Source organism: Salinibius halmophilus, assembly GCF_003577475.1.
Classification (GTDB): Bacteria; Pseudomonadota; Gammaproteobacteria; order Pseudomonadales; family Natronospirillaceae; genus Salinibius; species Salinibius halmophilus.
In genome coordinates, this window is record NZ_QPEP01000003.1 from 138,371 (window position 1) to 160,184 (window position 21,814).

Sequence of the window (21,814 nt, forward strand, 5' to 3'; positions counted from 1 at the left end):
TCCCAAACCTTCGGTTTGTAAAACCTACCGTAGGTTGTACGGCGCGGCACTTTTGCGCCGGGCAACGTGTGTCGCCAGCGATCAATGTTGCACGAAACCTACGAAATAGGCAGTGCCTCGTTACCGCCCCACTCGGCCCAAGAGCCATCGTAAAGAGAGGTGTCGGTGTAACCGGCAATATGCGCAGCCAGCATAATGATGCAGGCGGTAATGCCTGAGCCGCAGGAGAACACCAACTTGCCACCCGTTGGCACTAGCTCAGCGAACAAGGTTTTTAGGTCCGCTTCGGATTTAAATTTGTGACCATCGAGCACTTGCGCAAATGGCAGGTTTAATGAACTTGGAATATGGCCACTGCGCATACCTGATCTTGGCTCAGCCACTTCACCACGAAAACGCTCGCCGGCTCGGGCATCTATGATGGCAACCGACTCGTCGTTTGTGCAGCCAAGCACATAGGCCGCATCGCATACCAACTGTTGCTCAAAATTAGGCTGTATCGAGGATTTCGCCGGCGCGCTAGCGTGCATATCACTGGTCTTGTAACCGTCAGCGATCCACTGTGGTAGGCCGCCATCCAAAACTTTCACCCGTTTAAAGCCCATGGCATAAAATATCCACCAAGCGCGCGGGCTGCTATATAAGCCTTGGTTGTCGTAAATAACCACTTGGCTGTCTGCTTCAATGCCCAGATTACTGGCGACCTCGGCAAACTGCACAGGGGTTGGGAAAGCATTCACCATATCGGCATGCGGATCGACTAGCTCGTTTTCCAAGTCAAGCTTGAGGCTACCGGGAATGTAAGTTGGCTGGTCGTATTCTATCGGCGTTTTGCCCACAACCTTACTCATGCTGGCATCGAGCAATATAACGTCGCCTAAATTGTTGGCTAACCAATGTGTTGATACAAGCATAGCGCTCCCTAGCGGTTGCTTCGGTGGAAAAAATCTCTTCTACCTTAACGGTACGAGATATTAAATGCGTGGTTCAGTCAGCGCTTTTAATCACATATCAGCCCGTCCTAGGATTTGGCGCACGACTCTCAGCCTTTTGTCTTCGAGAACCGTAAAGCACTACCCGAGTTAAAATTTACTTGCCCAATTAGCTCAAACCCTTGGTTCAGGTAAAAACTATGTGACTGATGACTGTGTATGTCGGTATCAAGTTGAATACGTTGGCCAGGCGACAGCTTTTCTTCCAAGAACTTTATCACCGCAGAGCCGGCACCCATGCGCTGATTAGACGGGTCAACGAACAAGCGCAATAGGTGAATGCCATAAGGGGTTGCTTGATAATAAAAGCCTGCTGCTATCTGCCCGATACGCTCAACTGCAAAGTAGTGGTATCGGCCCATTGCTTCAACTTGATGGTCAGTATCGTCGAACCCCGGCGGTCCATCAAATCCAAAAGCAGATGCACTCACTTTGACGAGCTGAATGGCATCTTGTGGCTCTGCTGGGCGAACTTGAATTGTCATGGTGCTAAACGAAAGCGTAATTGTTCACCTTGCCGCTCACCTTCAGTACCAGCAATAGTCTGGGCCACCCTTGCTGACGCAATATTGTCGGCATCACAAACCACCAAAGCTGGTGAGGTGAGTTGATGATCAACAATGTATTGCAGTAAGTGCTTGGCAATGCCTCTGCCCTGTTCCTTTGGCCGAACTTCGTAACCAATATGGCCAATCTCATTTTGGATAAAGTGGCCATCACCCCGACGCAGGCGGATGGCTCCTAAAAGGCGCTGATTTTTAACTGCAAAATAAGTCTCTTGTGGGCACCAGCCATCGGGTAGGTTCTTGCCTTGGGCAATATCGATGTTGCGCCGTAAGCTAGCTTCAGGGTCTTTTAAGGCATCGGTGTAATGCTCAATGCCAGCATCAACACATTCTTGTAGGTAGGCAGGAAAGTCTGGCAGCAAATCCAAACTGATTGGCACAATTTTCATTTTGATTCCTTGTGGGTTGTTCCTTCATTGCCCATAAACGAAAAAAGCCGATACGGTTTAATGTATCGGCTTTTGGAATTGTTAGCTGTCGATCAATGTTTCCCAAAGCTTCGCTTTGTAAAACCTACGAAACCACAAGCAACGTGTATCGCCACCGATTAATCAATCAGACCGTACTCTTCTTTTAGCACCTTGATGATTTCAGCTTTTGGATTGTCTGACAGTACCAGTTTTTGACCAGTTACTTTTTCAGCAATACCAACGTAGGTGTCAGACACCTGTTGTAGCACTTCGATTGGCAGCTCGTTGTCACGCGCAAGTGCAACACGCTCGTCAAAACGGTCTTTGTTTAACAAAATGTCTGGATCAGGGAAGTGATTCAGTAGCATCTGGCGGAAGCCCTCTTTCGAGTTTTCGACAATTTCGCCAGCGCGGTACTTTTCACCATCCCAAATACGCGACGAGTCAGGTGTGCCGACTTCATCCATATAAATTAGCTTTTCATTGCCAGCTTTGTCGGTGACAAAACCAAACTCAAATTTGGTATCAACAAATACTTGGTCAATGTCGGCCAAGGCTTTGCTGATCACTTCAAAACCTTCGCTCAGCAAACGCTCGTATTCAGCAATGTCTTCTTTGCTGCGCAGGTTAAACGCTGCAAAGTTGTTTTCGATGTCGCTGCGCGTGATGTTCACATCGTCGACTTCAGGCACACCAGGAATACCTTTTAGAATGCCCTTGGTAGATGGCGTCATTAGCAGCTCAGGTAACTTCTGATCTTTTTTCAGACCATCTGGCAGTTGAATACCACAGAACTCGCGCTCACCCTTTTCGTAAGAGCGCCACATTGAGCCAGTGATATATTGGCGGCAAATCGCTTCAATCATTACAGGCTTGGCTTTTTGCACGATCCAAACGAATGGGTGTGGAATATCCAGAATATGGCTATCGGCTAAACCCTGCTCTTTGAATAGTTTGAACCAGTGGTTTGAGATCGCATTGAGCGCCGCGCCCTTGCCAGGTACACCACGCACATCGCCTTCGCCACGCCAAATGCAGTCGAATGCTGAGATACGATCTGAAATCACCATGATCGCCAACGGCGCATCACTTGCAACATCATAACCCTTCTCTTCGATCAAGCGGCGGCTGTCTTCTTCAGTTAACCAATAAACCGAGCGCACCTTGCCACTATGTACCGGCAAGTTGGTGCGAATAGGAAGATCGTCGTTAACGGCCAAAACAGAATTGGCTAGGCTCATGGGCAGTTTCCTGAGTGGTTAGCTTAATGGCGCGGATTATACGTGAAGCTTGGCGCCTGCCCAATGGTTTTATTATAGGTAGAACGACTGTTCTAGGGATGAAGCTTGGCTATAACTGGTATCTGAGACATCAATTTCAATGCTTCGGTTTAACTTCGGCAATTTGGGCTTCAGTCAGACCAGTAAACTTCATTACCTGAGAAACCTCAAAACCATCTGCTAACAATGCAGCAGCTGTTTCAAGCTTACCCTGAATCAAACCCTGCTCTATGCCCTGTTCAATGCCTTGCTCGATGCCTTGCTCGATGCCTTGCTCTAGCCCCTTTTCCAGGCCTTCGGCGCGTAAAATGTCTGCAATTCTCATAACACCCTCTCCAAGTTGACTAGGCGTTGGCTTGACATGTTCAATCACATTCATCAGATGTTCTTTGTCAGCATTACCTACACTCATGGCATATTGTAGCAAGCTGTTGATGAATGCCAACAAGGCATTATTAACCTCTGATTCTTCAACGTACCGATCGAACAGTTCAATCACTAACTCACTAATATCGGCATCACGAATGTGTTTAAGTGTTTGCGCTAAAGCGCCAATTAACTCTTGCTGCCTTAGCTGATCATCAGGTAGTTGGCTTACGTCTACAAGTGGAACCGGCTGACTGAATAGATCTTTCATAATGCCCAAAGGGTCTTCAAAGCAGTCTGCCAAACTCAGTGAATATGGGTACTTATTGCCATGATAAAAAACAATGCAGTATGCCGGAGCGACCAGGCCTTTCGCACCATCTTTGATATGTCGCATGAACAGGCTGAACATGTAATAGCCAACCCGAATAGGCATAAACTTATCTGGCCGAGATTGATGTTCGACCAATAAGCTAATGGTCGCAGATTGCCCGGCTAAATCGCAGCTAAACACTACATCACTAAATGCACTATCTAGCTGGTCATTAATGTAGGTTGCATCCAACATCACCAAAGACTCTAAATCCAGCTCGTCACGTAGGTGTGAAGGTAAGTAGTGCTGCATGAACTGCTTCGCGACAAAGGGCCTCTGCATACTTTGCTTAAATATTGCGTCGTGAGGGTTATTGATCGGCTTCATATCCGCTCCTGCACTTTTTCTTGCGTTCAAGCCTAAGTGCCAGACACCAAAAACACCTCAATAAAACTGTTTTTATTTACAACTGTATGTAAAACACCTAACCAATCATAAACTCTCTAAGCTCTGCAATCAGTTCCGCTCTCTCAGATTGAGGTATGCGCTCTTGTTTGGCACCCCACATGCTGTCGCCGGCTTTTCGCCCTTTTACATGCATATGAAAATGCCAAACATCCTGCCAGCCAGCAGGTTCGTTGTTTTGCATTAGAGTGATGCCATCTAACTGCCACAGCTGCTTCATTGCTATGGCAACTTGTTGCGATAGTTCGACGACAGCACTCAGTGTGGCCGGTTCAATAACGTAGATATTTTCGGCAGCAACTTTGGGAATAACCAAAGCGCTTGGAGGGCAGTTTTGGTAGCGATGCAGCCCCAAACATACAAAAGCCTGTTCATTCTGATAGATAATTTCAGCCGCCGATTCTTTAGGGCAACTTAGAATGCGCGTGAACGGGCTTACGTAGTCCTTTGGTTTGTGTGAAATCATCCTTTATCCCCTACACCAAAAAGCGTTTAGGCAAACTTTGCTAGTGCTTGACGAATGGCTTGTCCAAAACCTATACCGCCATGGCCAGCTTCTTCTAATATGCAAAGCTCACTGGCGGGCCAAACGTTGTGAAGTTGGTAGGCAGTATCTAACGGCCCAGAGATATCCCACTTGCCATGAATCAAAACCGCAGGAATATCAGCAATTTTTTCGATGTTTTGTATCAGCTGATTCGGCGCTAAAAAGCAATCGTTCGACCAATAGTGGGTGACTAGCCTAGCGAAGATTAAGCTTAACTCTGGATCTTGAAAGCGAGCGGAAGGCTGCCAGCCTGGCATTAACGAGACATGAGTGTCTTCCCATTTGCACCAAGCTTTAGCTGCTGGCTGGTGAACAGCCGGATCGCTGCTTTGTAATAACTTGGCATAAGCTGCACAGATGTCGCCTGTGTCGTCTTCTGTATAGCTGCACTCTCTTTGCTCTTCTGGCAGATACTCAACAAAACTCTGCCATTCACGCGGAAAGATGCGGCCCATATCACGGGTAATCCAATCAATCTCCTGGCGAGTACCAAGTGTAACCGAGCCCAGTACCATGGCTTTGACGCGCTGTGGAAACGCTTGTGCATAGGCTAGTGCCAACGTGACACCCCAAGAACCTGCTACTAATACCCAGCGTTCAATACCCAAATGGCGACGCAAACTCTCAATATCATCAATTTGCTGAGCGGTGTTGTTATTTGAAAAGTCATAATCCGGCTCAGATGCCAATGGTTTGCTGCGCCCACAACCACGCTGATCAAACAACACTGCATGGTATTTCTCTGGATCAAAGTAGCGTCGCGTTCCAGGTCCACAACTGCCGCCAGGGCCGCCATGCAGATATAGAGCTGGTTGGCCGCTGGGATTGCCAACTTGCTCAAAATAGAGTTTAGAGCCATCACTTACCGGTAACTCGGCAGCATGGAATGGCTCTATCGGTGGGAAGGCTTGATTCGTCGATTGACTCCTAGACACTGCCTTGAGTCTCAACTACCAATACCCGAGCTTCACCCTGTGGGTGTGCCACGTGCTCTGTGCCAACCGAGGCGTAGAAAATATCACCAACATTAAGCAGTACTGACTTTTCTTCACCGGCTTCACGATACAGCATGTTCACTACACCATCGAGCACAACAAACACCTCTTCACCATCATTGACGTGCCATTTATATGGCTGATTAGTCCAGTGCAGGCGCGTGGTAATACCATTCATATTGGCAATATCCAACGCACCCCATGCTCGCTCGGCAGTGAACGATTTACCCTTTATGATTTTCATAGTGCCTCCGTAGAATAACGGCCAATTGCAAGCCGCAATTGCTAAATATTACCGCTTATTATCGGCCTGCCTAAACATAAACAAGCTGCTAAGTCTGCAAAAAACCTTGCTTTTGGCTCTTGCCTAACTTGTTGCGGCATTGTGTTTATAGAGCCCAGCAAGGTTTAATACTTGCTCAAGGTCAGAGAAGTCGGGCACATTTACGGGGTGCGCTACTCGGTCTCCTACCAACACCAAATCCCAATTTAACTGGGCACAGGCTTTCACATCCCATTCGGCATCACCAAAGTAGGTAACCCTTACATTGGTATCAGCACCAGTTTTAGCCAAGGCCGATTTCATAATCTCAATTCGATGCGAGTGGTCGTTGGCAGAAGCCAGCACGATATTAGTAATGTCGATGCCGGCACTAGCCAGTTTTAACCGTGCCGTTTCACCCCAGCCACCTGTCGCGATAGAGATCTTAATATCCGAGCGCTGTTTAAGATAAGCGATCAATTCAACCGCGCCAGCAATAGGCTTGGCGGGGTTTTGCGCTAAGTACTGTTTGATATTGTCGATAAACACTTGCTTCACTTTTGCTTGCAGCACCTCTTTTTGTGCTAGTAAGCCAGAGCGTTCAAAATGCGTTGCAAGAATGCCGGAGTCCGTCACATGAGGATAAGACGCCCAATCTCGATCAATACGATGATTGAGTACAGTCTCCACTGCAGCAACAAAACATTGCTCATCAAACTTAAATGACTGCACTAGGGTTTGGTCGACATCAAACATCAAATGATGCATTAAGAGTTCCTTATTGAATCTCAACTTGCCCAGCAATCAAGCGCTGCACATAGTCAAAAAGAACGGATTGGATTTTTGGGTAGGTTAATTGATCGGGCATGGAGGCAAAGCTCTTAACCTCTGCAATTTCGTGTTCAAGCGAACCCGAAAATTGGCTAATTTGAGCCAAAAACAAACCACCATAGGTTGTTTGCTCATTGACCGTCACCGAATACACACCGATTGGTTCAATAGAAAAATCGGTTGCGCCAGTTTCTTCAGCCAGCTCACGCTTGGCTGCTGCCAATGCCGTTTCACCCGCTTCAATATGACCGCCCGGAATCTCCCACGTGTTGCACTGATGATGGCGCACTAATACATAACCACATTGATCTTTTGCAACAATAACCGAATATTTAAGTGGCAGGTCTTCACGCCAAGGCAATGCAGCAATATTCATTCTTTCTTGTCTCCGGCCAATTGGGCATCTGGTTTTGTATCAGGCATCACGTCAGCGAACTGCTCAAAGCTTTTGAGTACGTGCTCAGCAAGTGCTTTTTTACCCGTCGAGAGCGCCATGAAGTAGCAAGTCAGCGCTGTCATGCCGTTGCAAGTTTTGAGTAAGGCCTCGATCAGCTGCGCTGGGTAGCCCATCGCGTGCCGGTTTACCGCGTGAATTCCCCCGTGCACATAAGAACTTAAGTGCGGCCAGTGGTGCTTTTTTATTTCAAGTAACGGCTCAACCATTTTTTCCGGCGCTGTGTTTTGCAGGTGTTTTAGCATTTCGCTAAGCATGGGGATATTGCTCGCTTTTTTAGCGCTATGGTCATCTAGCTGGGTGCTCAATTTTTCTACTTGGGCGTCGGTTGCAGCAAACTGTATCCATTTCGCGCGCACCAGCGCTTCAAACTGCAACCTCACTAAGGTAACAGCAGAGGTAAAATTACCTGCACCGCATAATATTTTCACACTTTGCGCATGTTCGAGCGATACACAGCAAAGCACGTGCGTGACTCGATTTCGAATCGTATCGGCATACATAGGTTGGTGAATCACCAGACCAATTATTTGCTCATACTCATTGGTTCTTGCCAAAAGCTTGTTTAGGTCACTCATGTGCTTGGATGTCTGCCTCGTTGGGCACTTATTCAGCATATTACCAGCAATTAAGAAGATGCCGCCATCGTACACTCCATTGTGCAGCTAGCAAGCAGCTTAAAGCTCGACGTAGTAGCAGAGGGCGTAGAAGATGGCGACACCATCAACTATTTAAGTAAGCTTGGCGTTACTTATGTGCAGGGTTATCACCTAGCCAAGCCCATGCCGTGTGCCGATTTTTCTAAATGGCTGGATCATTATAAGTGAGTTAAATAGCTATATATCGCTATGTATTTTTACCACCAAAACCCTACCCAAACTGCCAGCACCTACGAATAATTCAAGTAATAAAATTACCAGATCAGTATTTCTGATCAATTTAATTTGCACGTCACATTAATTATGCGGTAAATGTTACCTGTGGTAGCAAATAAATATTCCAATAAGTAACACTTTGCTAACACTGCCTTCTCTCTCAAAAAGGTGACATCAATGGAATTAGAATACGACCGCAAGGAAGGCCGGCGCAATATTATCATTGCCGCTGCCTCCACCGCTGCGCTCACTGTTAGTGGCGGTGCACTGTATTGGTTCTTGCAACCTGAAATCCCCGAGGTTCGCTATATCGAACCGACCTTTGGCGACTACCGCATGGTCATTCAGGGTACGGGTGAGCTAGAGCCGAATAAAATCATAACCCTATCCAATCAGCAGTCAGGCTTACTTGATAAAGTATTGAATCGCGATGGCGATATGCTCAAGTTAGGCGAACAAGTACTGCAACTGAAAAACCCAGAACTTGAACTGAAAGTCACCGAGCTAACCGCTGAGTTAGCCGGCATGCAAGATGACCTTGCGCTTACCGAAGTCAGTCAGCAGGTCGCCCTACTCGACCTAGAGCAAACCCAAGCGCGTCAGCAGCGCGAACTAGATTCCGCCCAAGATGAGCTAAGGCGTAACCAAACGCTCGCCGACAGCGGCAATGCCAGTAGCGTGACGGTGATGCGCTCGCAAATAGCCGTTGAGGCCGCCCAGCAGGCATTGGCCTCCACGCAGCGCCGCCTTGCGCTTACCGAGCAAGAACAAACCATTCGCAACCGCATTGCACAGAACAAGATCGCGCAACTGCGTGATGAAATCGGTCGCACGCAGGCGCAACTAGCACAGCTGACCGTTGCCACAGATCGCCCAGGGCGGTTGCGCTTTACCCAAGACTGGCAAGAAGGCGCTTATGTCGGCCAATACAGCAAAATTGCGCAAGTGGTTGTGAACAACGAAATGGTGGCCACGGCGAGTGTGTCGATTAGTCGCCAGCCCTACCTAGCCGAGGGGTTAACCTGCTCGTTTGACGTACAAGGCAAGACCTTTGATGGGGAAGTCGCACCGCTTGAGAGTGTTAACAACGAAGGCTTTTATGAGCAAAAGTTCTTGTTGTACCAGCAAAGTGAAGACTGGACCGAAGGCTTACCTGCCAGTTACGTCTGCGTTTATGAAAGCGAGGCACCGGCTTATAAAATTACCCTAGACGACAGCATTCCTCGTGTATGGCGCGTTTGGCGTGTACGCGACGGTGAACTATCGTCGGTGCGCCTTGACGTGCTGCATTTAACCGGTGATGAGTACCGTATCGATGGCGACGTACAGGAAGGCGATAAATTAATCATTGAAGATGAATTGGCAGAGAAATTTACCATTGAAGGAGAGCTCTATGAGCGCATTAATTAAGTTAACAGGCGCCAGTAAATTTTTTGGTTCGGGCCAGCAGAAAGTCGCCGCGCTCAACAATGTGGACCTAGAAATTGAACAAGGCAAGTATGTCAGCATCCAAGGCCCATCTGGTAGTGGTAAATCAAGCCTGCTAAACGTGGTTGGACTACTGTCGCCACTTTCTGAAGGGGAATATACGCTAGCCGGTGAAAACATGGTGGGGTTAAGTGCCAACCAGTTAGCCCAGGTACGCAACCGCCACCTAGGGATGATATTCCAAAACTTCAACCTAGTGGCCGACCTAACCATTGAGCAAAACATTATGCTGCCACTGGTGTACAGCCAGCATGATCGCAAAACTTGGAAAGATCGCATTCACAAGGTGCTCAGCCAGGTCGACCTGCCCGACTACGGCAAACGCTTGCCAGGGCAACTATCAGGCGGCCAACAGCAGCGCATAGCCGTTGCCCGTGCCTTGGTCACCGAACCAGATATCCTTATTGCCGATGAACCTACCGGTAACCTAGATACCAAAACCGGTCGTGCCATTATGGACCTGTTTAACGAGCTACACGATGCGGGTAACACCATCATGATGGTGACGCACAACCCGGAGCACGCAGCCCTTGCCGTTGAGCAATACCTGCTCGACTCCGGTGAAATATTTAACTATGAAGCAGCCATGCAAAAACAAGCCTAAATAACACAACAAAAAAGGGCCTCTAATTACCTTGCATACCAAAGGTTTTTAGAGCGAGCCCAACCTGGGCCAACTAACGAATAAGGGCTAACGATGCTACCTGAACTCTCTCTCTCGTGGCGCTTTGTTAAACCGCTGCGTGCACTTTTAGCATTTTTAATCATTCTACTGGCTAGCTTTATGGCCATTGCTTTAATGTATTGGCAAACCGCACAAGATTATCGGCAAAACGTTCCCTCTGGGGTGGTGGAAAAGAACTATTTCACCGTTGGTTTTGATGCCATATCTGAGCTTGGCCGAATTGATGAATGTACGGTTGATCAAATCAACGACATAGATGGCATTACCAGTTCTATGGTTGAGCTGGAGATGCTGTATGACGACCAGAGCACCATTATTGGCGATACCCGTACACTAGCTTTAGTCGATGACCAAATCCAAACTGTGGCGCCTAACTTTCTCGACTTCTTTGGCATTGAACCAACCGAACGTTTTTTTGATCATCGCCAGCTTTATCAAGAACGCTGGGTATATGTTAACGAAACATGGTGGCAGCAAAATCAGCATTTAGCGAAAGAGCGCAACGGCTACTTATCGCTCGAAGTTGCCATATCGTTTATGGGAAACGGTGAAGAGTTGGTCGATACGCAAGTGCTGCCGATAGCAGGTATATTGCCAGGCGACTTTCACCCGTATCAAAGCCAACAGCAACCGGCAATCATTGCCAGTAATGGGTTATCCTACTGGCATCCAGAAGAGCAATACAACGGCTTCGTATTCGAGCCGCCACGCGCCCCAGGTTCGCGCTCATATTGGTGGGCACGCCTGCTGATTAGTGCCGATAACAACACTTCCCTAGCCGAGCTTGAAACTCGTATCAACCAAACGCTTTTAGAGTCCCCTGCGCCCTGTGTAAGATATCTTTATGCATTTCGCAACATGAAGCTCCTGCCCGGTAGCCGAATGGACCTGGCTGAATACGAGAAGCAAGGCGAGTCAGTCAGCTTACTGACCTTGGTGGTGATTGCACTGGGTATTATTGTGTGCCTCTACACGCTTGCCTTGGCTCAGCGCCTACAAAGCGTGCGCCAGCAAGAGTTCTTACTGAAAATCGCCATGGGAGGCAGCCCAAAGCGCATTGCCATGCAGATACTGGCAGAAACCTCGATGTTCGCCGTATTGGCACTAGTCTTGGCGGTGGTGGTTTATTTACCATTGAATCACTTTGCTGATGCTATTGGCTTTGTTAGCACCTCAGAGTTGCAATTAACACCCTGGCTAATACTGCTTGGTGTAGTCTTTGCCATTGGCTTCTATCTTGTAATGGCCAGCCGCAAAGTGGCCGACCCAGAATATGTTTATCAAGGGTTAACCAACCTGCGCCATAAAATACAACACAAGTTCTGGTGGCTGCAGTTAAACCACGCCATCTACTTGGTTGTTCTCGCGGTTGCCGTGCTAATTATGGGATTAATCAGTACTGCCTATTGGCGCCAACTCATGCCTAATGATGTAATGAGCAAAACCGATTACCAAGTGGTTGTGCAAGACTGGCAAATGACCAATGGTGAAGTGGAAACCCTATCCGAGTTTTATCCCAGCGAAGCCGACGTACTAGCACTGCTGCGCGATAACCGAGACCGTGTCGCCCTGCAATGTGGCAACTATGATGTGCAAGGTATGCAGCTTAAAGGCGCAAACGAGCCACCAGTGAACATTGTTAATAGCGTTGCTAGCGACTCGTTTTTTGAACATGTTTTAGATTTAGGCCCAATTGAAGGCCGCCAAGCCTTTATTACGCCAGATGCCGCCAAGGCTCTGAATATCTCAAGCGATATGCGGGATCTCGCCGACGTTCGTATCGCTAATGTTCCCGGTGTGAATGCAGAAGGTCGAGTCGTCCTGCGCGGCAGCCAAGGCATTCAACGAGTGCTGCCAGAAATGAATATGCCTAATTTGGCCAGCGCCCCAATTATGTATAAGCCCTTATCTGTACCGACAGGAACCAGCTGTTTTTCAGGGGTGCTTTGGGTAGCGCCAGATTTCGACAAACAACTGATTGATAACCTAGAAATGAGCCTTAGTTATGCAGGTAAAGACCTTGGCTATCGACTGCTCAGCTGGCAGGAGTATATGGCGCTAGAGCAAGAAGTGGCGGTACAGCGACTGCGCTTAGTACTGGTGTTATCTGCTTTGGCTATGGTGTCGTTGTTTGCCATTGTGCTGCTCAATACCAGTTATTTGTTCAAACACATGCAGCCTTGGTATTGGTTAAACATTGCCCAAGGCATGCCACCACGGGTGGCAAAAATACAAACCCAGCTTCGTATTGGTGTGCTTAGCGCCATAGCACTGGTGACAGCCTTGGTCATTGCGGTGTTTGGCTTCTACGAGTTTTTCCCGCTGGTTTCACAATGGCTACCAAGGCGCGATGCGCTGAACCTAGCCGTGATTGCCACCGTGCTGATTTTAGTCGTACAGCAAGTTAGCCTTTGGTGGTGTGCGCGCACGCTAAACAACAAGGACTTGAGTGTTTGGCAGAGCTAACAAGGGCGTACTGGGCCTGTGAGCGATCCTCACAGGCCCAGTACCTGTTTAAACAAGGATGCAAAATATGCTACCTGAACTCTCTCTCTCGTGGTGCTTTGTTAAACCGCTGCGCTCACTATTAGCATTTTTAATTATTCTACTGGCTAGCTTTATGGCCATTGGTTTAATGTATTGGCAAACCCTGCAGGACTATCAGCAGAATGTACCGGCCGGTGCGGCACCCAATCATTATTTTTCCGTTGGGTATAACAACCTCTCTCATCTAGGTGACTTACAAAGCTGCACCATCTACCAATTTAGCCAAACGCTAGACACGGCCGTGAGCGCGCCGCTGCTTGGGTTTGATAATGGCGAATTGGTTGGACCAGAGCGCACGGTGAAGATCACGAGCGAGCAGATTCAGACGGCTTCGCAGAATTTTTTATCTTTTTTTGGTGTTGAGCCAGTCGAGCGCTTTTTTGATCACCAGCAACGCTTTCAAGAGCGTTGGGTGTATTTAAACGAAGCATGGTGGCTAGCCAACCAAGAGATGTTAATTGAGCACAATGGCTTGCCAGCCATTGCGTTACGCCAACAAAAGGATATTAACGGCAAAATAATTAGTGATCGTCAGGTGTTTCCAGTCGCTGGTATTCTGCCTGCTAACTTTCACCCGTATCAAGACAGCGCCAAGCCTAACATAATTGTTAGCAATGGCATGTTCCATTGGTACATCGAACAGAACCGCGACCAAAGCCATGCTTTTCAACCGCCCCTAGCCACTAGCGAACCCTGGATAGGCGAGCTGTTTGTTACCACCAAAACAAGCACGACGGCAAAGCGATTAGAACGGCAGTTAAATCGGATATTATTAGATCAACCCGCCGCGTGCGCTGGTTACGACTCCAGCTTTAGGCAAATTAGCGTGCTTCCCGGCACCCGAACCGACCTGGCTGCATATCAAACGCTAGGCGAGTCAGTCAGTTTATTAAGCCTTATCATGATTGGGTTGGGTTTGATTGTAGGGCTGTATACACTCGCATTCGCCCAGCGCTTACAGCAGATACGGCAACCAGAATTCCTGCTAAAAATTGCCATGGGAGCCAGCCCTAACCGCATTGGCAAACAAGTGCTTGTTGAGACTGCATTGTTTTCACTCCTTGCGCTGGTATTTGCCGTAGTGCTTTACCTGCCGCTTAATGTATTTGCCGATACCATAGGTTTTGTGAGCGCAAGGCAGTTCACCATATGGCCTTGGCTAGTATTGCTGATGGTTATTTTCGCCATTGGCTTATATTTGGTGTTGAGCAGCCGTAAAGTGGCCGACCCTGAGTATGTGTATCAAGGTCTCAACAACCTTAGGCACAACATCGTTCATAATTTTTGGTGGATGCAGCTTAATCATGCTGCCTATCTTGTCATTCTGGCCATTGCTGTATTGATTATAGGGTTAGTAAGTACTTCTTACTGGCGCCAACTAGCACCGAATGACGCCCTAAGTAAAACCGACTACAAAGTTTTGATCGCCGACATTGAAAAAGCTGATGGCAGTATTCGAACATATAGTGAATTTAACGCCACCTATGGCCCTGAATGGCAAGCCGTATTGCGAAACCACCCAGACGATTTAGCCATGCAATGCGGTTTAACCGACTTCCCAACTCAGTCGGATGCGAAAAGCATGACCGTCCATGGTAGCCAAGCCGACCCGGTCACCATTATTAACTCGCAAGCCAGTCATGCTTTTTTTAAGCAGGTACTAGACATGGGCTCGGTTCAAGGCCGCAACGCCTTAATTAGCGCGAGTGCGGCGAAATCATTAAACATTTCCACCGATACCCGTGACTTGGCAGATATTCAACTATCGTCAGCACCAGTCATTGATGCCAGTGGCAAGTTAACGTTTATTGGCCGCCAAAACATTCAAGGGGTGCTACCGGCCATTAATATGCCCAACCTCGCCAATGTGCCGATACTGTATAGCCCCAAGCGCGTGCCAAGCAATTGTTTGGGGATTATCTGGGTAGCGCCACAGTTTGACCTAAACACCTTGCCCAATGATCGCGGGCAGCGCTATCGCCTGCTCAGCTGGCATGAGTATATGGCGCTAGAGCAGGAAGTAGCAGTGCAGCGACTGCGCTTAGTACTGGTGTTATCTACTTTGGCTATGGTGTCGTTATTTGCCATTGTGCTGCTCAATACCAGTTATTTGTTCAAACACATGCAGCCTTGGTATTGGTTAAACATTGCCCAAGGCATGCCTCCGCGGGTGGCAAAAATGCAAACCCAGCTTCGTATTGGTGTGCTTAGCGCCATAGCACTGGTGACAGCCTTGGTCATTGCGGTGTTTGGCTTCTATGAATTCTTCCCACTGGTTTCACAATGGCTACCCAAACGCGATGCGCTGAACCTAGCCGTGATTGCAACCGTGCTGATTTTAGTCGTACAGCAAGTTAGCCTTTGGTGGTGTGCGCGCACGCTAAACAACAAGGACTTGAGTGTTTGGCAGGGATAAAAAAAGCCTGCCAACCGGCAGGCTTAGTTTCATATACCATTATGAACTAGCGGCTATAGCTTACGCCTAGCTTGTCTAGTACTAAGAAGAAGTTTTTGCGGCGGTCGTCCATACCATCCACTGGGCCACTAATTGGGCAAGTGGAGTCTGGACACCCACGGTTTACGATGCCTGAAATATCATCGATAAAGCCAGTGCCAACTAACCCACCGTCTACGTAGGCACGTAGCTCAGTTAGGTAGTTCCAATCGGCATAGGCGCCAGTGCCAACATAGCCCTGCACGTCGTTCATCCAGTAGAACAAACCAGCAATCCACTTAAGTTCTGGATGCTCTTTTGAGGTACAGATGAACTGTGGGTTCGAGCAGAAGTCGAGGTTAGCATATAGTGGTGCCTCGGGTGCTGGCCGCACTTCCACGCCTTCTAGTGTTTGCCCAACGGTGTCTGGGTTCACGTGCGAGCGACCAAGGAAGTGGTTCAAGGTACCAAAGTTTTGGCGGCCAGTGGTTTGAATCACACCACGGCCCCACCAGCCACAGCCTTCAACCGACTTGCCAGCCGAGCCATTGTGAACGAACTGACCGGCTTTTTGGCCAACGTACACTTTACACTCTTCGCGCTCCCAGGCTTGCTTGCTGGTATCAATCGAGGTTGGAATTTCCGCGCACCAACCGCCACCGAAGTTCCAGTAGCCAACGTTGCCATTGACCAAAATACCCGCCTCTTCTAGCACAGCGTCTGGGGCTGCAAATAGTGGCGCTGGCGCACCATACCAACCTGCATGCGTGGTGGCCGTTACTTCCATTTTCGGCGCCCGAGGGCAAGAGTATGGGTGGTCATTGCCGGTAACTGGGTTCACCCCGTAGCTTGCATAGTCTTGCTGCAACTGCCCACACGATGAGCTGAGTGGGTAGTTCACAGGGTCACCAGTGTTAATTGACCAGTTGTTTTCGTCGCAAGCATTGTAGCGGATGGTCTCTTTCATCGACTGAGCGAGGAAGGCTGCAATGGCAACTTTGGCATAAAGCGAGTTGGTTGCATCGTCTTTGCCTTCGTCGTAGAGCCATAGCTGCTCGCCAGCAATACCCACATTGTGCATAGAGCTTAACGCTGCTAAGAAGTCATTCCACTTGTACACAGTTGAAGGAATGTAGCTCCCTTGTGATACTTCATATAAGAAGGCTTCGTTATTCATTGTTTGCTCGGCGGCAATAAGTTGCGCGTTGAGCGAAGCAATGGAGGTTAGCGCTAGGCCATCATCAATGGCACTTGAACCCTGGCTATATAGTGGGATTGTTGATGTCATGTAGTCGTTGATTTTGCTATCAAGGCTGGCATTGTCAGCGTCGAACAGCACTGCGAACACGTTGTGGTAAGCCGCGTGGCGCAATTTGCGCTCGCCTGGCGTTACGCCAAGGAAGTAGCTTCCTGCTTGTTCAGCCGGAATCGACGATAGCATCGCTGGCGCTTTAACAAAGTCGGATACTTGCTTCACAAAGCGCAAGGCGTTGTCCCACTTGTCTGCATCCAGTGCTGGTGTAGCGCCCGACTTGCTAAACGTTACGATATCCGCTGCATTGCTGCCGCTATATAAACCAAACGCATATAGAGTGTCGGCCGCATATTTTGATGCCGCATTCCAAACCGAACGATAGCCAGTATGGTAGTTCTGGGCAAACTCACCAATCTCCAGCTCCCAACCAAACACCGCATTTGGCGCTAGCTGAGTCATGATGAGGTTATGCGCTTGCGTCCAACCGCGTGCATTATTCTCTAGCGCATCAATACCAGTTAGCGTTACACCCGTTGCACCCGCGGCAGCATTTAATGCTTCGGTCACCGAAATGGCGCCAAGCGAAGCACCTTTATCGAATATAGCGCTGTCGAGCACATCAGACCTAAGTACGAGTGTTGATGTACCGGCACTGGTGGCAGCAAAGATGGCATTCTCAAACCCTGCTTGCAGGCCTGCCACGCTGTTTACATCGGCAAGGCTAGCAAGATTAACCACCGAGACTTCTGGCGCGCTATCTTGAGGTGTTGCCGCAACAATATAGTTTGGCCAGCCTGGCACCTCTAAGTGCAGAGGATCTTCTGGATTTGGCATCGACAGGCTAACTGGCGCCGGTGTGACACTTGGTGTAACGGATGGTGATGTAGACACCCCAATCGTTGGACTAATGCCGGTGCCATCACAATCAACTTGTGTCCAGAACCACCCCTCTTTTGGTGTTTCCCATGGGCCAGGGTTATTTTGCGCCCGCCAGCAGGCACCACCATAGCTATAAACTTGGCCGTTGGTGGCATTGGTTTGACCCGGCACAAATTCTGGGTAGAGGTTTGGGTCACCCGTAGGCGTGATAGTTGGTGTAGTAGTCGGCGTGACCGTTGGCGACGTTGTAATGGTTGGTGACGTAGTAACAGTTGGTGTAGTAGTAGGCGTGATCGTTGGTGTGACAACCGTATCACCACAACTTACTTCGCTCCAGAACCACCCTTCGCGAGGGGTTTCCCATGGCCCTGGATTATTTTTGGCCTGCCAGCAGCTGCCACCGTAGCGATAAATGTCGCCATTCGATGCTCGGGTACTGCCAGGTATAAATTCTGGGTAGTTATTCGGGTCGCCAACGTCTGTTGGTGTTGGGCTAATAACCGGGGTTGGGCTAATAACCGGGGTTGGGGTAATGACTGGGGTTACATCAGGGTCGTTTACCTTCATCCAAGCGTCGGTCCAGGCGAATCCGATGCCGGGCTCATATGCACTTAGGCCGCACCAGCCCTCGTAAGGGAATGGTTTACACTCATATATTGCATTAGCGCTAGTTACTTGATCACCACCGCTGTACGCCGTGCCTTGCTGCCACGCGGGTGCTGCATAAGAAGTTGAAGCAACCGCCAGCGCGATAGCAGACAACATGTAATTCTTCATTTAATGCCTCCAATTTTTGTTGTTATCCCTCGGTACAACAGAGGTATCTAAAAGGTAGACAACAAACTTGGAATAAATTTCATCGCCAAGAAACATCTGTGATAGACATCACATTTAAATGAAAAGCTTACATTGTTAGATTTTATCGGCACTTTTTAATAAGCAAGTTAACAAGCAAATTGACAGGCAAAAAAAACCCAGCCACTAAGGGCTGGGTTACTAGCGCAGGGGGCGCTACATAGTTATTGCGGATCTAAACCTAGCGTGCGCAACACCAAATCGAAATGTTCACGACGTTCTTCTAGCGCGTGCACGTGGCCACTCACTGGGCAAGTTTCAGCAGGACAGCCACGGTTAACAATGCCCGACACGTCATCGATAAACTTGGTACCTTGCAAGCCACCATCTACGTAAGCTTTCAACTCGTTGTAGTAGTTCCAGCCTTCAAATGGGCCGCCTGGGTTCTCGTAACCTTGCACCGAGGTCATCCAGAAGAACAGGCCAGCAATCCATTTAATTTCTGGGTGCTCTTGCGACGTACAAATTAGCTGCGGATTCGAACACAGGTCTAAGTTGGCATACAGTGGATCACTTGGCGGCTCTGCCACGAACTGGCCATCTACTACAGTACCTATGGTTGCTGGGTCGACATGCGAGCGGCCAAGGAAGTGGTTAAGCGTACCGAAGTTTTGGCGGCCCGTTGTTTGAATCACTCCACGGCCCCACCAGCCACAGCCTTCAACTGACTTCTCGGCACTACCATCCCAAACAAAACTACCGGCTTTCTGGTTTGGATACACCTGGCAGGTTTCGCGCTCCCAAGCTTGTTTGGTGTCATCGATTACTGATACTTGTACATCTGATGAGCACCACTGACCAGAGTGGTCCCAGCGGCCAACACTGCCATTCACCAACAATCCAGCCTCGGCTAACACGGCGTCTGGCGCGGCAAAAATTGGCGCCGGCGCACCGTACCATTCAGCATGAGTTGTTGCAGTCACTTCCATTTTTGGGTTGCGCGCACAAGAGTACGGATGGTCGCGGCCGGTTACTGGGTCTTGACCATAATCGGCATATTTTTGTCCAAGTTGGCCACAAGAAGAGCTCATAGGGTAATCAGCTTTCGCCACCCCATATTTCCTCATGTCCCAGTTGTTTTCGTCACACGCATTATAGCGAATGGTTTCCTGCATCGACTGAGCGAGAAACGCTGCAATGGCTACTTTGGCATACTTCTCGTTGGTGGCATCGTCGGCATTTTCATCAACTAACCAGAACTTTTTGCCTGCCACACCGACGTTGTGCATTGAGTTCAAGCCGGTTAAGAAATCTTCCCATTTATAAATGGTTGATGGCACCCAGCCGTTATTTGGCGTTTCATACAAAAACGCTTCGTTGTTCATCTTGCTCGCCGCACCTTCAAGCGAAGCGTTCAATGCAGCCACACTGGTTAGCTGTGCTGCACTGCCGGCGCCGCCACTTGTGCTATACAAAGGAATGCTGTGGTTCATGTAGTCGCCAATTTTGCTTTCTAAACCACTGTTAGCGGCATCAAACAAAACGGCAAATACATTGTGATAAGCTGCATGGCGAAGCTTACGTTCGGCCGATGTGGCACCAAGGAAGTAGTCACCGGCTTGTGCAGTTGGCACAGATGACAACATTGCTGGTGCATCAACAAAGTCTGTTACTTGCTTAACAAATCTTAGCGCGTTGTCCCACTGATCAGCATTAAGCGACGACGTTGAAGCCGACTTAGTAAACGCAACAAAATCAGCTGCATTGGCACCCTGATATAAACCAAAGTTGTCTAGCAGATCTGCCGTTGATTTAGACGCTGCATTCCACACTGAGCGGTAACCCGAGTGATTCTGGTGCGCAAAATCACCAATGCTCAACTCCCAACCGAACACAGTATTCGGTGCTAGCTGCGCCATAATAAGATTATTTGCTTGCGCCCAGCCCCTGGCGTTGTTTGGCAAGTTGGCAACGCCTGACAGCGTAACCCCTAACGCGCTTGCAGCATTGTTCAATGCTTGCTGAACCGTCACCGTGCCAAGTGTCGTTCCTTTGTCAGACACTATGCTATCTAGCACATTACTGCGCAAAATAATGGTGGTATTACCGGCACTTTGCGCTTGGCGAATAAGGGTCTCAAACCCCGCCTGTAGCACTGATGAATTGGCTAGCTCAGCTGCTGTATTCAGATTGACCACAGTTGTTGACGGTTGATTCGAGCTCGGCGTGGCCGCCACAACATAGTTTGGCCAGCCCGCCACTTTTAAACTCACTGGGTCTTTTGGGTTTGGCATCGACAGTTTTGCCGGCTCACCCTTGGCAGTGCCGTCACAGTTTAGGTGGTGCTCCCAAGTGTCATCGCTACCAGGAATGCTAGTTGTGTAGTACTTCGCGGCATAGGCAATGTTGTCGTACACCATGATATCGCCAGTGTTAGCATAGCCGTCTTGCGTCCAGTTTGGATACACATTGAACTCGCCGCACAAGCCATCCGGCTGCTCAACTGGTGGCACAGTAGGCGCCGCTGTTGGTTGTGCAGTTGGCTGAGTTGTGGGCTGTGCAGTCACAACAGTCGTAGCGGTAATGCCTGCTGTTGGGTTTGCTGTTGGAGTAGCTGTTGGCTGGCTAGTCGGCTGTATTGAAGGCTCTACAGTTGGGTTCGCTGTTGCGCCATCACAACTTACCTTTTTCCAGAACCAACCTTCTTTTGGCGACTCCCAAACACCAGGATTATTGCTCGCTTCCCAACATTCCCCTGCGTACTGATAAACCTGACCATTTTCCGCTTTAGTAGCACCCGGCACAAACTCCGGATAAACAACGGATGCCGTTGGTGCTGCCGTAGCAGTAGGCGCAGCAGTTGCCGTTGGTACTGCCGTTGACGTTGGCGCTGAGGTCGCCGTTGGCACTGGTGTAGCAGTCGACACCCCAGTTGGTGCTGCAGTCGGCTCTGGCGTCACGCTCGAAGTTGGCGTTACGTTTGGCTCAGTCACATTCGGCAATGTCACCGAAATCGGCTCACTACAACCAGCCAATACAATAGCAGAAGCCAAAAGAGAGAAAGAAAGGTTTTTGCGAGACATAAACAAACCGCTAGCTGAAAAAGTTGAGCGGAGTTTACAGACACGAGTGCACGTCACAATAGCAGAACGCTAAGCGTGCGGATTGATTCACATATTTTCCTCATGGATATTATGCCTAATCCCTTTGAAACTGGTACCAAACTAAATCATTTATGAGAAACCCATCACACATATACAGCCATTTTTTCACACAAAAACACACTAAGACCAACTTGTGGCAAAACTAGTGACGTCAAAACGTCAACTTTCTGGCTAAACGACCTAATAGTTTGGATTTTGGTTATGAGAGCCG

18 protein-coding genes are annotated in these 21,814 nt (G+C 48.9%); 5 read left to right on the forward strand and 13 right to left on the reverse strand.

Going from position 1 to position 21,814, the window contains the following annotated elements; genetic code table 11:
* Positions 1-98 precede the first annotated feature (98 nt).
* The 11 genes from DUW71_RS04005 to DUW71_RS04055 all read right to left on the reverse strand — a co-directional run bounded on the left by DUW71_RS04005 (position 99) and on the right by DUW71_RS04055 (position 8,059).
* The gene (locus DUW71_RS04005; protein WP_119393950.1) at positions 99-914 is read right to left on the reverse strand and encodes a sulfurtransferase; all 816 of its coding nucleotides are present in this window, start codon (positions 912-914) and stop codon (positions 99-101) included.
* A gap of 128 nt (positions 915-1,042) precedes the next feature.
* Positions 1,043-1,477, reverse strand: coding sequence for a GNAT family N-acetyltransferase (locus tag DUW71_RS04010; protein ID WP_119393951.1), 435 nt, complete (start codon positions 1,475-1,477; stop codon positions 1,043-1,045).
* Positions 1,474-1,947 (reverse strand): GNAT family N-acetyltransferase, encoded by a 474-nt coding sequence (locus tag DUW71_RS04015; RefSeq protein ID WP_119393952.1) that lies wholly within the window; start codon positions 1,945-1,947, stop codon positions 1,474-1,476. The genes DUW71_RS04010 and DUW71_RS04015 overlap by 4 nt, the downstream gene beginning before the upstream one ends.
* Before the next feature lie 158 nt (positions 1,948-2,105).
* Positions 2,106-3,209 carry a phosphoribosylaminoimidazolesuccinocarboxamide synthase gene (locus DUW71_RS04020; RefSeq protein ID WP_119393953.1) on the reverse strand — a complete coding sequence of 368 codons (1,104 nt, stop codon included), beginning with the start codon at positions 3,207-3,209 and terminating at the stop codon, positions 2,106-2,108.
* A gap of 136 nt (positions 3,210-3,345) precedes the next feature.
* A complete protein-coding gene (locus tag DUW71_RS04025) occupies positions 3,346-4,314 on the reverse strand; it encodes an Rpn family recombination-promoting nuclease/putative transposase (protein ID WP_119393954.1) in 969 nt (322 codons plus the stop codon).
* 97 nt (positions 4,315-4,411) lie between these two features.
* Positions 4,412-4,858, reverse strand: a complete 447-nt coding sequence (locus DUW71_RS04030; RefSeq protein WP_119393955.1) for an HIT family protein — start codon at positions 4,856-4,858, stop codon at positions 4,412-4,414.
* A 26-nt stretch (positions 4,859-4,884) separates the two neighbouring features.
* Entirely contained in the window at positions 4,885-5,874 is a 990-nt protein-coding gene (gene pip, locus DUW71_RS04035) for a prolyl aminopeptidase (RefSeq protein WP_119393956.1), read from the reverse strand.
* The gene (locus tag DUW71_RS04040; RefSeq protein WP_119393957.1) at positions 5,867-6,178 is read right to left on the reverse strand and encodes a cupin domain-containing protein; all 312 of its coding nucleotides are present in this window, start codon (positions 6,176-6,178) and stop codon (positions 5,867-5,869) included. Before DUW71_RS04040 ends, pip begins: the two co-directional genes overlap by 8 nt.
* A gap of 123 nt (positions 6,179-6,301) precedes the next feature.
* Positions 6,302-6,964: an HAD family hydrolase gene (locus DUW71_RS04045; protein ID WP_119393958.1), complete on the reverse strand. Its 663-nt coding sequence runs from the start codon at positions 6,962-6,964 to the stop codon at positions 6,302-6,304.
* Positions 6,965-6,974: 10 nt separating this feature from the next.
* Positions 6,975-7,403, reverse strand: coding sequence for an NUDIX hydrolase (locus DUW71_RS04050; RefSeq protein WP_119393959.1), 429 nt, complete (start codon positions 7,401-7,403; stop codon positions 6,975-6,977).
* Entirely contained in the window at positions 7,400-8,059 is a 660-nt protein-coding gene (locus DUW71_RS04055) for a DUF6988 family protein (protein ID WP_199671148.1), read from the reverse strand. Before DUW71_RS04055 ends, DUW71_RS04050 begins: the two co-directional genes overlap by 4 nt.
* 66 nt (positions 8,060-8,125) lie before the next feature.
* On the opposite strand from DUW71_RS04055, the gene DUW71_RS04060 reads away from it, so the two are divergent.
* From DUW71_RS04060 to DUW71_RS04080, 5 genes are all read left to right on the forward strand, one after another.
* Positions 8,126-8,308 (forward strand): EAL domain-containing protein, encoded by a 183-nt coding sequence (locus DUW71_RS04060; protein ID WP_119393960.1) that lies wholly within the window; start codon positions 8,126-8,128, stop codon positions 8,306-8,308.
* Positions 8,309-8,533: 225 nt separating this feature from the next.
* On the forward strand, positions 8,534-9,766 hold the full coding sequence (locus DUW71_RS04065; protein ID WP_119393961.1) for an efflux RND transporter periplasmic adaptor subunit: 1,233 nt from the start codon (positions 8,534-8,536) through the stop codon (positions 9,764-9,766).
* Entirely contained in the window at positions 9,750-10,448 is a 699-nt protein-coding gene (locus DUW71_RS04070) for an ABC transporter ATP-binding protein (RefSeq protein WP_119393962.1), read from the forward strand. The genes DUW71_RS04065 and DUW71_RS04070 overlap by 17 nt, the downstream gene beginning before the upstream one ends.
* A gap of 93 nt (positions 10,449-10,541) precedes the next feature.
* Positions 10,542-12,995, forward strand: a complete 2,454-nt coding sequence (locus DUW71_RS04075; RefSeq protein WP_119393963.1) for a hypothetical protein — start codon at positions 10,542-10,544, stop codon at positions 12,993-12,995.
* Between the two features lie 67 nt (positions 12,996-13,062).
* The gene (locus DUW71_RS04080) at positions 13,063-15,492 is read left to right on the forward strand and encodes an ABC transporter permease family protein (protein ID WP_158583864.1); all 2,430 of its coding nucleotides are present in this window, start codon (positions 13,063-13,065) and stop codon (positions 15,490-15,492) included.
* A 46-nt stretch (positions 15,493-15,538) separates the two neighbouring features.
* Here the strand turns inward: DUW71_RS04080 and DUW71_RS04085 are convergent, their stop codons facing one another.
* Positions 15,539-18,421, reverse strand: coding sequence for a chitodextrinase (locus DUW71_RS04085; RefSeq protein ID WP_119393965.1), 2,883 nt, complete (start codon positions 18,419-18,421; stop codon positions 15,539-15,541).
* Positions 18,422-18,663: 242 nt separating this feature from the next.
* Positions 18,664-21,522, reverse strand: a complete 2,859-nt coding sequence (locus tag DUW71_RS04090; RefSeq protein WP_119393966.1) for a cellulose-binding domain-containing protein — start codon at positions 21,520-21,522, stop codon at positions 18,664-18,666.
* Between the last annotated feature and the right edge of the window lie 292 nt (positions 21,523-21,814).